The 14,123-nt window shown below is 72.1% G+C and carries 12 protein-coding genes; 10 read left to right on the plus strand and 2 right to left on the minus strand.

Annotated elements, in window-relative coordinates; genetic code table 11:
• From DYE07_RS01425 to DYE07_RS14620, 4 genes are all read left to right on the plus strand, one after another.
• The gene (locus DYE07_RS01425) at positions 1–843 is read left to right on the plus strand and encodes a glycosyltransferase family 2 protein (protein ID WP_006946049.1); all 843 of its coding nucleotides are present in this window, start codon (positions 1–3) and stop codon (positions 841–843) included.
• Positions 840–1,913 (plus strand): glycosyltransferase, encoded by a 1,074-nt coding sequence (locus DYE07_RS01430; protein ID WP_115296174.1) that lies wholly within the window; start codon positions 840–842, stop codon positions 1,911–1,913. Before DYE07_RS01425 ends, DYE07_RS01430 begins: the two co-directional genes overlap by 4 nt.
• Positions 1,897–3,852: a hypothetical protein gene (locus DYE07_RS01435; protein WP_115296175.1), complete on the plus strand. Its 1,956-nt coding sequence runs from the start codon at positions 1,897–1,899 to the stop codon at positions 3,850–3,852. The genes DYE07_RS01430 and DYE07_RS01435 overlap by 17 nt, the downstream gene beginning before the upstream one ends.
• A gap of 87 nt (positions 3,853–3,939) precedes the next feature.
• Positions 3,940–4,089 (plus strand): hypothetical protein, encoded by a 150-nt coding sequence (locus DYE07_RS14620; protein WP_156444985.1) that lies wholly within the window; start codon positions 3,940–3,942, stop codon positions 4,087–4,089.
• 113 nt (positions 4,090–4,202) lie between these two features.
• Here the strand turns inward: DYE07_RS14620 and DYE07_RS01440 are convergent, their stop codons facing one another.
• Positions 4,203–5,438: a glycosyltransferase family 4 protein gene (locus DYE07_RS01440; protein ID WP_074045272.1), complete on the minus strand. Its 1,236-nt coding sequence runs from the start codon at positions 5,436–5,438 to the stop codon at positions 4,203–4,205.
• Positions 5,439–5,524: 86 nt separating this feature from the next.
• Between DYE07_RS01440 and DYE07_RS01445 the strand changes: the two genes are divergently transcribed.
• From DYE07_RS01445 to DYE07_RS01455, 3 genes are read left to right on the plus strand one after another with little or no spacing between them, the layout of a single operon-like run.
• Positions 5,525–6,367: a class I SAM-dependent methyltransferase gene (locus DYE07_RS01445; RefSeq protein ID WP_237723729.1), complete on the plus strand. Its 843-nt coding sequence runs from the start codon at positions 5,525–5,527 to the stop codon at positions 6,365–6,367.
• Positions 6,364–7,101 (plus strand): class I SAM-dependent methyltransferase, encoded by a 738-nt coding sequence (locus DYE07_RS01450; protein WP_006943303.1) that lies wholly within the window; start codon positions 6,364–6,366, stop codon positions 7,099–7,101. The genes DYE07_RS01445 and DYE07_RS01450 overlap by 4 nt, the downstream gene beginning before the upstream one ends.
• The gene (locus tag DYE07_RS01455) at positions 7,098–10,643 is read left to right on the plus strand and encodes an alpha-(1->3)-arabinofuranosyltransferase domain-containing protein (RefSeq protein WP_115296176.1); all 3,546 of its coding nucleotides are present in this window, start codon (positions 7,098–7,100) and stop codon (positions 10,641–10,643) included. The genes DYE07_RS01450 and DYE07_RS01455 overlap by 4 nt, the downstream gene beginning before the upstream one ends.
• Here DYE07_RS01455 and DYE07_RS01460 read toward each other — a convergent pair.
• Positions 10,582–11,697: an acyltransferase family protein gene (locus DYE07_RS01460; RefSeq protein ID WP_062258378.1), complete on the minus strand. Its 1,116-nt coding sequence runs from the start codon at positions 11,695–11,697 to the stop codon at positions 10,582–10,584. The two genes, DYE07_RS01455 and DYE07_RS01460, sit on opposite strands and share 62 nt — an antisense overlap.
• 71 nt (positions 11,698–11,768) lie before the next feature.
• On the opposite strand from DYE07_RS01460, the gene DYE07_RS01465 reads away from it, so the two are divergent.
• The 3 genes from DYE07_RS01465 to DYE07_RS01475 are packed head-to-tail and all read left to right on the plus strand — an operon-like array spanning position 11,769 to position 14,070.
• Positions 11,769–12,878, plus strand: coding sequence for a GHMP family kinase ATP-binding protein (locus tag DYE07_RS01465; RefSeq protein WP_006943302.1), 1,110 nt, complete (start codon positions 11,769–11,771; stop codon positions 12,876–12,878).
• The gene (locus DYE07_RS01470) at positions 12,878–13,504 is read left to right on the plus strand and encodes a D-sedoheptulose-7-phosphate isomerase (RefSeq protein ID WP_115296177.1); all 627 of its coding nucleotides are present in this window, start codon (positions 12,878–12,880) and stop codon (positions 13,502–13,504) included. The genes DYE07_RS01465 and DYE07_RS01470 overlap by 1 nt, the downstream gene beginning before the upstream one ends.
• On the plus strand, positions 13,501–14,070 hold the full coding sequence (locus tag DYE07_RS01475) for a D-glycero-alpha-D-manno-heptose-1,7-bisphosphate 7-phosphatase (RefSeq protein ID WP_006943304.1): 570 nt from the start codon (positions 13,501–13,503) through the stop codon (positions 14,068–14,070). Before DYE07_RS01470 ends, DYE07_RS01475 begins: the two co-directional genes overlap by 4 nt.
• The last annotated feature ends 53 nt before the right edge of the window (positions 14,071–14,123 follow it).

Consider the following 14,123-nt stretch of genomic DNA (forward strand, 5'->3'; position numbering starts at 1 on the left):
ATGGACGAGCGAACCCCTGACGCGATGTTCGAGCGTGGTGTCAGCGTCATCGTGCCCACGCGCAACAACGAGCGCACCCTCGAAGCGACGCTGCGCTCGGTCAAGGAGCAGAGCGAGCCGGGCGTCACGCTCATCGTCGTGGACAACGCCAGCACGGACGCGACGAAGGACATCGCGCGCCGCTGGGCCGATGTGTACCTCGAGGGCGGGCCGGAACGTTCCGCGCAGCGCAACCGCGGCATCGAGGCCGCGCAGACGCCGTGGATCGTATGGCTCGACAGCGACATGATCCTGCCGCCGCGGGCGATCGAGGTCGCCCTCGACACGGCGCAGCGCACCGGCGCCGACGGCGTCGCGCTGCCCGAGCGCACGATCGGCGACGGTTTCTGGACGGCGTGCCGGGCCCTGGAGCGCGAGTGCTACCTCGACCAGCCGTGGTTGCACAACCCGCGGCTGCTGCGGCGTGACTTCATGCGCACCGACGGCGAGTTCCACCTCGCGATGTCGGGGCCGGAGGACGCGGATCTGCGGCTCAAGATGCGCCGCGCGGGTCAGCGGATCGAGCTCGCCCCCATCATCATCGACCACGACGAGGGCCGCCTCACGCTGCGCGACGTCTTCTCCAAGCGCTATTACTACGGGCGCAGCATCCCTGCGTTCGCGGCCGAGCACGACGGTGCCGTCGGGCAGCAGGGCCGTGACGTGCTGACGGCGTACTGGGCGCACCGCGACGACCTCGCGCGTCGCCCGCTGCACGCGGCCGGCATGGTCGGCATGCGCGCGATGGAGGCCGTCGGCTACGCCCTTGGCGCGGCGAGCGCACGGCGCGATCACGCGCGATGACCCGCGAGCTGCTGTGGCTGTCGCTGCCCGATCAGCGGCCGCGCCGTGAGCTGTACTGGATGTCGCGGATGCCGGGCACGCACGTCACGGCGATGGCGCGCGAGGAGCCGTTCGGCGACCTCACCTGGGTGCCGACGACGTACCGTCGCCCCGTGACGCGCTTCATCGAGGCCGGCGCGTTCGCGTGGGCGCAGGGGCTCGACGAACAGCTCGAGCGGACGCGCCCCGACTGGGTCGCGAGCCTCGAGCTGTGCTCGCTGGTCACCGGCCAGCTCAGCGCGCGGCGTCGACGCCGCCCGGGGCTGCGGCAGGCCGTCATCACCTGGGAGAACCTGCCGCGCCAACCGTTGTACGCGCTGCCGCCGTACCGTCAGGCGTTCGAGAGCACCCGCGACGCCGACCTCATCCTCTGCATGGTCGACGCGGCGCGCGACCACCTCGAACTCAACGGATTCGACCTGTCGCGCGTTCGCGTCGTCAAGCCGGGCATCGACGTCGAAATGTTTTGCCCCGCAGCCGAACTCGCCGACCGACCGCGGGTCGTGTTCACCTCGCCGCTCTCGGCGAACAAGGGCATCGACACCGTCCTCGACGCGATGCGCCTCGTGCGCCGGCGCGTGCCCGACGCGCAACTCGTCGTCGCCGGTAGCGGGCCGCTCGCGGGGCTCGTCGAGGAGGCCGAGCAGGCCGAACCGGGCGCCGTCGTGCGCGCCGGATCACTCCACGCGCCCGGCGTCGCCGAGCTGCTGCGCTCCGCGCGCGTCTTCACGACGGCGCCGCGCCCGACGTGGAAGTGGACCGAACAGCTCGGCCTCGCCTACCTCGAGGCGCAGGCGTGCGGGTTGCCCGTCGTCACGACCGCGTGCGGCACCAATGACGAAGCCGTGCGCGCACCCAACCTGCTGACGGAGTCGGGCGCGTACGCGCTCGCCGAGGGTCTCGTGCACTTCCTCACCGACGACTCGGCCGCGCGTGCGGCGTCGGCGGCGAACCGCGCGCGGATGCTCGCCGAGCACGACATCCGCCGTCAGAGCGCGAAGATGGGCGAGGCCTTTGCCGAGTTCGAGTGACGCCGTCACGACGTCCGGCCGGGGAGCGACGCACGGGGCTGCGTGGGGCGCGACGCGCTGGGCGGGCCGTCACGCCGGGCTGCTCGCGAGCGCGGTGTGCGCCGCCGTCATCCTCGGCCCGATGCTGCTGACGCGCGGGTTCTGGCTGCACTACGACATGGTGTTCGTCCCGCATCTGCCGTTGTCGGACACGACGCTCGGTACGGCCGGGCAGGTGCCGCGCGCGGTGCCGAACGACGCGATCGTCGCGCTGCTCGACCTCGTCCTGGCCGGGGACATCACGCAGAAGATCATCCTGCTCGGGGCGTTCCTCGCCCTCGGCGCAGGCGTCGATCGATGGCGCGCGCCGGTGCTCGCGCGCGTGTGCGCGAGCGTCCTGCTCGCCTGGAACCCGTGGGTCGCCGAGCGTCTCGCGATCGGCCACTGGGGGTACCTCTGGGGCTACGCGGCGTGCGTGTGGGCGATCGTCGGGGCGCTCGAGGCGCGCCGCGCTCGCACACGTTCGTCGGACGGCGTCGCGGCCGGCCGCGCGGAGGCCGAGACTGCTCGCCGCGCTGATTCGGCGGGAGAAGTCGACGCCTGGATCGACACGGACCGCGCCAGAGAGAGCGTCGCTCACCGCGACGCCGATGCGACGCACGCCCGCCGCAGCGTCGCCGTCGCGCTCGTCATGTCGGCGGCGTCCGGTTCGACGGGGGCCGTCCTCGTGGCCTTGGCCCTCGCCGCTGTGACGTTCGCACCCGGCGCGGGACGGCTGGCATGGCGCGCCGGGTGGCGCCCGACGTTGCGGACGGTGCTCGCCTGGGTCGGCCTCAACGCCTCGTGGTGGTGGCCGTTCCTCACGGCCGCGCCGAGCGACGCCGCCGACGCGGCCGGCGTCGAGGCGTTCGCGGCCCGCAGCGACGGCGCGGGGCCCGTGTGGACGTCCCTGCTCGGCGGTGGCGGCATCTGGCACGCGCCGTCATGGTTCGCCGAACGCAGCTCAGCGCCCATCGTGCTCGCCTCCGCCCTCGTGTGCGTCGCCGGCGTCATCGCCGCCCGGCGCCTCGGTCGCGGGCCGATCACGGCGCTCGCCGTCACGGGGCTGTTCCTCGCGGGCGCGAGCACCGTGCCGGGGCTGCGTGACGTCATGACGGCGATCGTCCTGCACGTGCCCGGCGGCGGGCTGCTGCGCGACGGGCAGAAGTTCGTCGCCCTCTGGGTCGTCCCGGCGGCCCTCGGCTGGGGGCTGCTCATCGACGCCGAGGTGCGCCGCGCTCGCGGCAGCATCCTCGCGCCCGTCGCCCTCATCGGCGGCATCGTCGCCCCGCTCGTGCTCCTGCCGGGCCTCGCGTGGGCACGCGGCGGACAGTGGCGCGGCGTCGATTATCCGGCGCCGTGGACGCAGGTCGCGCGCGACCTCGACGCCGGGACCAACGGCGCGACGCTCGTCCTGCCCTGGTCGACCTACCGTCGCTACGCCTGGAACGGCGAGCGCACCGTCCTCGACCCCTGGAACCGTTTGCTCACCGGCCGCGTCATCGCCGACGACGCGCTGGCCGTGCGTCAGGGCTCTGGCGTGCGGGTCGTCGCGGGGGAGGACCCGCACGCCGCCGCCGTCGGTCGCGCTCTCGTTCACCGCTCGGCCGACGAATTGCGTGACGCGATGGCTCGGGCCGACGTCAGCCGCGTCATCGTCCAGACCGACCAGCCGGACGCCGCCGCCGTCGCGGATCTCGTCCGCCGCGCGGGGGCGACGCCGCTCGCCGCCGCGCCGCCGGTCTCGCACCTCACGACGTGGTCCGTCCCCGGTGCGACGCCTCGCCCGGCGACGCCGTGGTGGCGCGCGCTCGGCCTCGCGACGAGCATCATCACCGCCGGCGTGGTCATCGCGCGTGCGAGCCGCACCGGGCGATTGCGCCGAAAGCGATGCACTCGCGCGCCGGAGCAGCTAAGCTGAACCAAACGCGTCGCCCAGGCGATGCTCCGTCGTGCCACCCCGTGGCGCGGCGGCTGACCACGAGCGAAGGTGAAGGCGGTCAACCCCATGGGCGCGTCCACGAACAAGACGATGTACAACATCATCGGAGCCGTTGTCGGCTTCCTGCTCGCCCTGTTCGCGATCTGGGGTCTCGTCCAGTCGCAGAACTCGAGCCAGCCGCAGCAGTACCAGTCGAAGATCAGCTACGACGGCTGAGCCTCCGGCTCCCTCATCTCAGGCGAGAGCGGGGAACGACCTCTACGGTCGTTCCCCGCTCTGGCATGCCCTGACGGGGCTCAGTGGTCGCCCGCGCCGAGTGGCGCATGACGTCAGTTCAGCTCGGCAGCGCCGCGGCGGGCATCGCGTTCGGCGACGAGCTCGCGCAGGCGTCGCACGTGTAGGGGCGTGTCGGGCGGCTGGGGTGCGCGCTCGGCGCGGCCGAGGACGTCGAGCAGCGTGTGGTGCACGTTGCGGCCGGCCGATTCCCAGCTGAACGAGCGCGCGTACGTCACAGCGTTGCGTCCATAGGCCTCACGCACGTCGTTGCGCGACAGCAGCACGCGCACGTCGTCGATCATCTCCGCCGTCGTCGAGGCGAGCGCGCCCGTCGAGCCGTGCTGGATCGACTCGCTCGGCCCTCCGGCTTGCGCGAATGCGACGGCCGGGGTGCCGTGCAGGCCGGCCTCGACGATCGTCAGGCCCCACCCCTCCTTGTAGGAAGGCATCATGACGACCCAGGACGAAGCGAGCAGCGTGTGCTTCGTCGCCTCGTCGACGAACCCGTGGAAGTGGACGGCGTCCTCGACGCCGCGTTCACGGGCATGGCGCTCGATGTTCGGCTGCCAATAACCCGAGCCGACGACATTGAGGTGCAGGCCCGGGAACTCCTCACGCAGTTCGGCGAGGGTGTCGACGGCGATCTCGACCTGCTTGTGCGGCACGAGCCGGCCGAGGACGGTGAGCGATGGCGCGGCGCTGCGGGGCACGTCGGCGTAGGAGTCGAGATCGCGCGGGTGGTCGTTGCCGGAGTAGACGAGGTCGATGCGCTCGGCGTCGACACCGAGGCTCGCGAGTTCGCTGCGGCTCGCCTTCGAGACGGTGATGTAGCGGCAGCGCCGGTACACCCACGGCGCGACGCGTGACTCGAGCAACCAGCCGAACCTTGCGAGGCGCGGGCCGAAGATGCTCGCCCACTGGTCGCGGTGGACGTGGTGGACGACGGCGACGACGGGGATGCGCGCGACGAGCGGCGACCAGAACGGCACGCCGTTCTGCACGTCGATGACGACGTCGTAGTCACGCTGGTGCCGCACGAGGTGCCACAGTCCCGCGGCGTAGCAGGTGAACCGGTTGCCGGCGCGAATCACGGTGACGTCCCCATGCATCGTGCGGCGTGCGGCGCCGGGGAAACGAGCCGTGTGGATCGTGACGTCGGCGCCAAGCTCGCTCATCACCTCGCTCGTGCGTTCGACGAACACCTCCGAGCCGCCCGCCTCGGGGTTCTCGCGGTCGCGCCACGACAGATAGAGGACGCGCAGAGGCTCGGCGTCGCGCTCGTCGTGCATCCTGTGGCTCTCCTCGCCGTTCGGCTGCCTGCTTCCGGGTCGCCCGTTAGAGTATCGGGGTCGAGGAAGGCAGGTGGCCCGTTTCCATGAGCGCGTGCGAAGTGTGCGGTGGTCCGTGCACGGATCTGCCCCTGGGAGGCTCCGTCCTCGACGCCTGCACCCGTTGCGGGCACCTGCGTCGCGACCTCGACCGCGCGCCCGCGCGCCACCGCGATCATGCCTACGGCGGTGACCCGACCCTCGACGCGGCCCGCCTGCACCTGACCCACCGTGCCCTCGTCGCCGACGGCGCGCCCGCGTCGGTCTTCGAGATCGGGTACGGCGCCGGGGGATTGCTGCGCGCCTTCCATGACGCGGGGGCGCGCGTCGCGGGCGCCGACCCGGATCAGCTCGACCGGGACGTCGACCCCGTCGTCGTCGCGCACGGTCGCCTGCACGCCTGCGGTATCGAGGAGGTGCCGGCGGGGGAGCCGCCCGTCGACCTCGTCTACGGCATCCACGTCCTCGAGCACGTCGTCGACCCGATCGAGACGCTGCGCCGCACGCACACACTGCTGCGCCCCGGCGGTAGCGCCCACTTCTTCACCCCGGCCGGCGACTGGGCCGGCCTGCGCCTCGCGAGCGACGGCTGGTGGATGCTCGAGGACCCGACGCACGTGCGCTTCTTCACCGCCGATTCCCTCATCCGCGCCGCGTGTGAGGCAGGCTTTGACGACGTCGAGATCCGTCGCCCGCCGCTCGATTCGCTCGTCCACGACGCCGCGAGCGCCGTCCGCCGCGTAAGGCCTGCGCCGCGGCCGCAGGGGGTTCTCGCGCAGCGCTCGACGCTCGCTCTCACCGCTGCGACGCTGCCGCTGACTCTCGCTGCACGCGCGCTCGTGCCCCGGCTGCGCCCGACGCTGCACCTCGTCGCGCGGAGGCCGGAGTGACGTCTCGCCCAGGTGCCGCGACGCGACGGGGCCTCGGGCGTAGCGTCCGGTTGTTCCGTGCGTTCCTCGTCGAGCAGAGCGACCCGCACCGCTTCTACTCGGCTCTCGCCGACGACTCGATCGCGATCCTCGCCGAGCACGTCGACCTCGACGGTGCGCGCGTGCTCGACGTCGGCGCGGGCCCGTCCGAGTTCGCGGACGCCTTCCTCGCGGCCGGCGCCCACTATGTGCCGTTGGACGCCGACGCGAGCGTCCCCTCGGTGCGTGACGGCGGCGTCGTCGCGGACGCGGAGCACCTGCCGTTCGCACCACGAACCTTCGACGTCGTGTTCAGCTCGAACCTGTGGGAGCACGTGAGACGCCCCGAAGCGGTCGCCGATTCGTTGCTCGACGCGCTCGCGCCGGGGGGCGTGCTTTTCCTCGCGTACACGAACTGGTTGAGCCCGTGGGGTGGGCACGAGACGTCGCCGTGGCACTGGCTCGGCGGCGAACGGGCGGCGCGACGCTACGAGCGTCGGCACGGCCACCCGCCGAAGAACCTCGTCGACGAGAGCCTTTTCCGGGTGAGCGTCGCGCAGGGGCTCGCCTGGGCGCGCTCGGTCGAGCAGCGCGGCGGTGAGCTGATCGACGCCCGTCCCCGCTACTGGCCGGATGCCGCCCGCGCCGTCCTGCGGGTGCCGGGGCTGCGCGAGATCGTCACGTGGAACCTGCTCGTCCTCGTGCGCCGCGGATGAACGCGACGCGCGCACGGCTGCTCGCGCTGCGCGTCGCATTGGTCCTCGCGTTCGTGCCGTGGCTCGTGCAGCCGGGCGTCATCCAGCCGGACACCAAGGTCGACCTCGTCGTCTCGCCGTGGCGTTACCTCGCGCGCTCGCTCGACGCGTGGTCGACGCACTCGGGTTTCGGCGAACTGCAGAACCAGGCCTACGGCTACCTGTTCCCGATGGGCCCGTTCTTCGGCGTCCTGCACTCGCTCGGCGTGCCCGGCTGGGCGGCGCAGCGCGCGTGGTGGTCGTTCATCCTCGTCGTCGGCTTTCTCGGCGCGGCCCTCGTCGCGCGCCGCATCGCCGGGCTGAGCGCGGGGGCGGCCTGCGTCACCGGTGTCGCGTACGCGCTGAGCGCACGCGTGCTGACGCTGCTGTCGGAACTCAGCGTCGAGACGTGGCCGGGCATGCTGCTGCCGTGGCTCGTCCTCGCCGTGTGGTGGGGATGGCGCAGCAGCCGCCACATCAGGTTGCTCGCGTCCACCGGTGTGCTCGTCGCGTGCCTCGGCGGCGTCAACGCGACGGCGTCGCTCGTCGCCGTCCTCGGCGCCGGATTGTTCGCGCTCGTCGTGACGCGCGAGTGGCGCCTCGTCGGCGCGTACGTGATCGGTGCCGCGCTCGGCAGCGCCTGGTGGCTCGGGCCCCTCGTCGTCCTCGGCGGATACGCCTACCCGTTCCTCGACTTCATCGAGACCGCGCGCATCACGACGGCCGTGACGACGCTGCCCGCCATCCTGCGCGGTGCGTCCGACTGGGTCGCCTACATCGTCGACGCCGACGGTCACCCCATCTGGCAGTCGGGGTGGGTCGTCGCGCAGGGCACCCTCAGCATCGTCGCGGGTTCGACGCTCGCCGGCATCGCGCTCGCAGGGCTCATGACGACGCGCGGTGGTGCCTCGCGGGGCGCGCAGGATGACGTCATCCGCGCCGCGCGCCGCGTCCGCGTCGCCTGCGTCATCCTGCTCGCGGGCGGCATCGTGGGCATGGCCCTGCCGTACGCCGGCACGCCGAGTGGCCCGTTCTCCGGTCCGATGCGCGATCTGCTCGACGGCCCGCTCGCTGCGGCGCGCAACGTTCACAAGCTCGACCCGCTCGCCAGACTGCCCCTGGCCATCGGCGTTGGTGCGGCGTGGGATGCGCTGGCGCTCAGGAAAACTCGTGCGGATCACCCTCGCGCCGCACGCACCGCGTGGGTGGCGCGGGCCGGCATCCTCGTCGTCCTCGTCGGCACGTTGGCACCGTTGCTCGTCGGGCGTCTCGGTGACGCGAACGGCGTGCGCGCGTGGCCCGCCTCGCTCGTCGCCACCGCCCGAGACGTGGACGACGCGGCAGCCCGCGACGGCGGATCAAGTCTCGTCCTGCCGTCGACGCGATCGGCCCAGGCGGACTGGGGGAACGCCACCGACGAACCGCTCACCGCGTTCGCCGCGTCGCCCATCGTCGTGCGCGCCTCGGCTCCGCTCTACCACCCGGGTGCGCAGCGGCTCGTCGATGCCGTCGACACGGCCCTCGCGCCGGGTTCGGCGAGTGATCGGGGACGGGCGAGCGAGGCCGTGCAGGCGGCGGCACGGGCGGGGGTGCATCGCATCGTCGTGCGCTGGGGGAGTTCCACGTCGCAGCAGACGTCACCGCCGCAGGCGTACGTCGCAGCCCTGACACACGCCGACGGAGTGAGCGCCCATCGCGTCCACGGCAGCGGCGCCACGCGCTACGACGTCTTCGACCTGGCCCCCACACCGTCGACTACGGGCGCTGCGGTCTCCGTCCTCGGCGGTCCGGAGTCGACGCTGACGCTCGCCGGCGTCGGCGTCAGCGCGAGGCGCCCGTTCGTCACGGGCCGTGCCGACGGGTGGATCACCGACGACGTGCGACGCCGCGCGTACAACAACGGCCAGGTCGTCGGACGGGCCTTCGGGCCTGCCCTCACCGCCGATGACCCCGCGCCCACGCGCGTCGGCGCGCACGACCTCGACTTCCCCGGCCGTGACGCAGGAAGCAGCGTCCGCCGCGTCACCGGCGCCTCGCGCATCGAGGCGACATCGTCGACCGCCGACCCGTTCGCCTCGCTCTACCTCGGCCCGGGCACGTCTGCGGACGCGGCGTTCGACGGCTCCGACGCCACGCGCTGGCTGACGCGCGCCGACCAGCCCGGCACCCTGAGCGTGACGTGGGACGGCGGCGCCCCCGCTCAGACGATGACGCTCGTCCCTGCGGCCACGGGCGACGCGCGGGTGGCAAGCGTCGACGTGCGCATCGACGGGCGATCGGTGAAGCCGCAGCAGGGCGCCGATAGCACCTGGAGAATCGACGTGCCGGCCGGGACGCGCGCGGTCGCGGTCACCCCGCGCGCGGCGCCGGGGACGGGCACGAAGAATGCAGCCGTCGGGCTGGTCGAGGTGCGCTCCACCCGCCCCGTCGTCAGCGTCGTACACCTGCCGGGCACCGTCGATGGCACCCGAAACGGCGTCGTCGTGACGCGCACGCACCCCTGGTTCGACGGTCACGCGCTGGCGTCGGAGGATGACGGTGCGTGGACGCGAGCATTCACGGTCTCGCGTGCTGCGACCATGATCGTCACGCTGACGTTCAAGGCTGGCGTGGCGCCCGGATCGGTGCGAGAGCCCCTCATGATGCGGTCCGGATCCGGCGCCTGGCAGCCTGCCGGAACACCTGGTGGAGGGGCCGATACTGCAGGGAGAACGAGGTTGATGGCCCTGCCTGCCGGCGAGGCCAACCTGAAGGTTTCACCTGAGGTCGAACGTGTGACACTTGTTCCGGCCGCCGCGGCGGCCAGGGACCAGCTCGGACTCAGTGCGGATTCGAGCACGGACACGCCGGCCAACCCGACGCTCGCCTCGACGCAGGGCGCCAACGCCGGTTGGGCTCTCGACCCGGCATCGCCCACCCCCGCATCTGGCATGACCGCCGGTAGCACGCGCCTCGTGACCCTCGACGGATGGCGTCAGGGCGCCGAGCACGCCGCCCACGGACAACACTTTGTCTTCGCACCGCAGCACCTCCACCGCCTCAGCCTCGTCGTCGGTGCGGCCTGCGCACTCGCGTGCCTCGTGCTGCTCATTGCCACGACGTGGTGTGCCGCGGCGTCATCGCGACGCGCTGCGCCGATACGCCGCCAGGCAGCCTCCGACGACTTCGCGCTGCAGACACCGCGGGCACTCGTAGCGCACGCAGAATCTGCCGTGCCGGCCTTGCGCCCCCGCGCCGCCCTCGCGCTTGCCGTCCTCACCGCCATCGCGGCGGCACTCCTGGGATGGGTGGCGATACCCGTCGTCCTCGTCGCTTGCTTCGTGCCGCGGCGTCGACGGCGGGTGCTCGTCATCGCGCTCATGGTCGCGGTCGGCCCGATCATGGCGGCGCTCGGCGTCGTCGATCGCGGATCGCTCGGCGCGGTCTCCGGCCAGGTGCTGACGGCGCTCGCGCTCGTCGTGTTCAGCCTCGAGGTAAGCAGTGTGCCCAGCGGATGGCGGGTGCTTCGACGACGCGCCAACTGAGTCGCGCCAGTGCGAGTGACACGACGAGCGTCACGATGAGTACGAGAGCGAACGGCGCGTGGAACAGCCTCAGGTGCAGGGTCGTGAACAGCACCTGCAGCACGAGAACATGCCACAGGAACAGGCCGTAGCTGACGTCGCCCGCGCCGCTCAGCAGGGCCTGCGCCTCGGCGCGCGTCGGCCACGTCTCGTCTTCCGACGCTCGGACGGCCGCGCCGAGCAGCAACGCCGCGATGAGCGCGTACGCGAGTTCCTTGACGAGCGCCTGCCCGTGCGTCGGTGTCTCGAGGTGGATCGGCCCGCCGAGCGGTGTGGCCACCGCGACGTACGTGACGCCCGCCCATCCCAGCAGTGCTGACGGCGACGCTTCACGCACCGCGAGCCCCATGCGCGCCCGGCGGCCTGACCCGCCGGTCGTCGGGTCGGCCGTGAACACCCACCCCGCCGCCACACCGACGGCGAACCACGCGGCGTGTCCGATGACGCTCGTGCTGACGGCCCCGAGGTTCGCCCGTCCGCTCGAGGCGGCGAGTGTCTGCACGACGAGACCGGCGACGGCGACGAACATCAGGACCGGCAGCGGAGAGCGACCATCACGGCGACAGCCGCGCAACCACCGGCAGATCAGCGGCACGAGGGCGTAGAACGTCACCTCCGTCGTGATGCTCCAGGCCTGCGTGAATCCACGGAACGACTCGCCCGCGTATCCCTGCAGCAGCGTCAGGTGTGACAGCACCGAGCGCACGTCGACCGCACCCGGTTCGACCGCCAGCGTGACGACGACGACCGCCGCGAGCGCGACGAGATAGGCCGGCAGGATGCGTGCGGCGCGCTTGCGCCAGTAGTGCCTCGTCGGGGCCGCCCCCGCGCTCGCACCACGCGTCAGCAGGTAGGCCGATATGGCGAAGAAGACGGCGACGCCGACGTCACCGCGGGCGAGCAGACGCCCGACGCCGTCGATGCTCGAACCGCCGCTCCAGTAGGCGACGTGGGAGACGAGGACGAGCCCGGCAGCGACGCCTCGCAGCGGATCGATCCATGGAATGCGCTGCATGTGCCGTCCCTCACATCTACCATCGGGTAGCGTGCGTCCGGCACGCATCATCGAATGGAGGCTAGCCGCCCATGAACGACGAGGCGCGATCCACCCCCGAATCTTCTCCCGGGCCTTCGCCCGAGGGTCGGGCGTACGTCGACTACCGACGTCCGGTGCTGCGTGCGCGGGCGCCGCTGCGCGTCAGTTTCGCCGGGGGTGGCACGGACGTCGCGCCTTTCCCCGAACGCGAGGGCGGCTGCGTCCTGTCAGGCACCCTCAGCCAGTTCGCGTACTCGACGCTGCGTCCGCGCACAGACGGCCGCATCACAGTGCAGTCGCTCGACTTCGGTTACTCGATCGGTTTCGGCGTCGACGACCCGGTCGAGTACAACGGTGAGCTCGATCTGCCGAAGGCCGCGATAGCTCGCATCCGCGAGGTGCCGGGTGCGCTACCCGTCAGCGGGTTCGACCTGTTCCTCCACACCGCGGCGCCCCCCGGTTCGGGGCTGGGCAGTTCGAGCGCCGTCATGGTCTCCGTCATCGGCCTCGTCGCGCAGCACTGCGGCCTCGACCTCACGCAGTACGAGATCGCCGAACTCGCCTATCGCCTCGAACGCGAGGATCTCGGCATTCCCGGCGGTTCGCAGGATCAGTACGCCGCAGCGTTCGGCGGGTTCAACTTCATCGAGTTCACCGCCGACCAGGTCGTCGTCAACCCGCTGCGCGTGCGCAGCGCCACCGTCCACGAGCTCGAGCACAACATGTTGTTGGCGTTCACCGGACGGACGCGGGTGAGCGACCACATCATCGAGGATCAACGCAGCCGCTACGAGACGGGCAACGCCGAGGCCCTCGAGGGGTTGCGGGCGCAGAAGGAACTCGCCGAGCGGATGAAGATCGCGCTCGTGCGCGGCGAGGTCGACACGATCGGCCGGCTGCTCGGGGAGGCGTGGCGCGAGAAGCAGAAGATGTCGTCGCGCATCACGACGCCGCTCATCGACGAGGCGATGCGCCGCGCCCTCGACCACGGCGCGCTCGGCGGCAAGGTGACGGGTGCCGGCGGCGGCGGCCACATGGTGTTCATCTGCGAGTTCGAGCGCCGTCACATCGTCGCCCAGCAGCTCATCGACCTCGGCCTCACGGTGAGCGAGCCGATCTTCAGCCATGACGGCGTCACGACGTGGAGGGGGCAGAGCTGATGGAGCACCCCATCCACACCCTGGCCGACGGCGCGGCCTCGCCCGCGCTCACCTCACGTCTCGACGCCGGTATCGCCGCGTGGGTGCAGCTCGTCGACGCCGTGCGCGAGGCGGCGCTGCACGCGCAGGTCGTCGCCGCGGGGGAGGCGGTGACGAACGCGCTCACCGGCGGACACAAGATCCTCGTCGCCGGCAACGGCGGCTCCGCGGCGATCGCCTCGCACGTCGCCGCGGAGTTCCTCGGCAAGTGCGTCCACGACCGTGCGCCGCTGCCGGCGATCAACCTCGCCGAGAGCTTGTCGTCGGTCACGGCCATCGGCAACGACTACGGCTACGAGCAGGTGTTCGTCCGCGGCGTGCGCGGCCTCGGGCGCGCGGGCGACGTCTACGTCGCGATGTCGACGAGCGGACGCAGCCCCAACATCGTCGCGTCCCTGGCCGCAGCGCGCGAGCTCGGGATCACGACGATCGCGATGACGGGCGCCGGGGGAGAGCACCTGCGCGACGACGTCGACCACCTCCTCGTCGTGCCCTCGCACGAGACGCCGCGCATCCAGGAGGTCCACATGCTGTGGGCGCACGCGTGGTGCGAGGCCGTCGACGATCTCAGCCAGCCCGGCGCGTGAGCCCCGATCCGAGCGGACGCACCCACACGCGCCTGCCGCGTCCCGGGGCCGGCGCCCCGTACGACGTCGTCCTGCTCGATCGTGACGGCACACTCAACGCCCTCGCCCCCGGGTATCGCACGCCCGACGACTTCGCGCTCCTGCCGGGGGCCGTCGACGCGGTGGCGCGCCTGAGTGCTGCGGGCTGCGCGATCGTCGTCGTCACCAACCAGCAGGGCCTCGCGACGGGACGGCTGACGTGGGCGCAGCTGAGCGCCGTCAACGCCCGGCTGATCGCCGAGGTCGAGGCCGCCGGCGGCCGCATCGACGACGTCCGCCTCTGCCCGCACGCGGCCGACACCTGCGTGTGCCGCAAGCCGGCGCCCGGCCTGCTGTGCGCGCTGTTCGACGAGAATCCGCACGTGTCGCGCGAGCGCAGCGTCATGGTCGGTGACGCCGAGACGGATGCCGCAGCCGCCACAGCCGCGCGGGTGGCGTTCATGCGATGCGAGCCGACGATCGGGCTCGCCGGCGTGGTCGATTCGCTCGTCGATGACGAAACGGGCACAATTCCATCTCGTTGGTGAAACCGGTCACATTGCCCCTGCTGCAGGTGTTACCGTCGCGTAAGTTCCAGTCC

The organism is Dermacoccus nishinomiyaensis (genome assembly GCF_900447535.1).
Classification (GTDB): domain Bacteria; phylum Actinomycetota; class Actinomycetes; order Actinomycetales; family Dermatophilaceae; genus Dermacoccus; species Dermacoccus nishinomiyaensis.

Excerpts from the sequence above, each read along its gene's own strand:
- DYE07_RS01425 (WP_006946049.1), top strand. The coding sequence starts at position 1 with ATGGACGAGCGAACCCCTGACGCGATGTTCGAGCGTGGTGTCAGCGTC.
- DYE07_RS01470 (WP_115296177.1), top strand. The coding sequence starts at position 12,878 with ATGGAGCACCCCATCCACACCCTGGCCGACGGCGCGGCCTCGCCCGCG.
- DYE07_RS01460 (WP_062258378.1), bottom strand. The coding sequence starts at position 11,697 with ATGCAGCGCATTCCATGGATCGATCCGCTGCGAGGCGTCGCTGCCGGG.
- DYE07_RS01465 (WP_006943302.1), top strand. The coding sequence starts at position 11,769 with ATGAACGACGAGGCGCGATCCACCCCCGAATCTTCTCCCGGGCCTTCG.
- DYE07_RS01445 (WP_237723729.1), top strand. The coding sequence starts at position 5,525 with ATGAGCGCGTGCGAAGTGTGCGGTGGTCCGTGCACGGATCTGCCCCTG.
- DYE07_RS01440 (WP_074045272.1), bottom strand. The coding sequence starts at position 5,438 with ATGCACGACGAGCGCGACGCCGAGCCTCTGCGCGTCCTCTATCTGTCG.
- DYE07_RS14620 (WP_156444985.1), top strand. The coding sequence starts at position 3,940 with ATGGGCGCGTCCACGAACAAGACGATGTACAACATCATCGGAGCCGTT.
- DYE07_RS01430 (WP_115296174.1), top strand. The coding sequence starts at position 840 with ATGACCCGCGAGCTGCTGTGGCTGTCGCTGCCCGATCAGCGGCCGCGC.
- DYE07_RS01455 (WP_115296176.1), top strand. The coding sequence starts at position 7,098 with ATGAACGCGACGCGCGCACGGCTGCTCGCGCTGCGCGTCGCATTGGTC.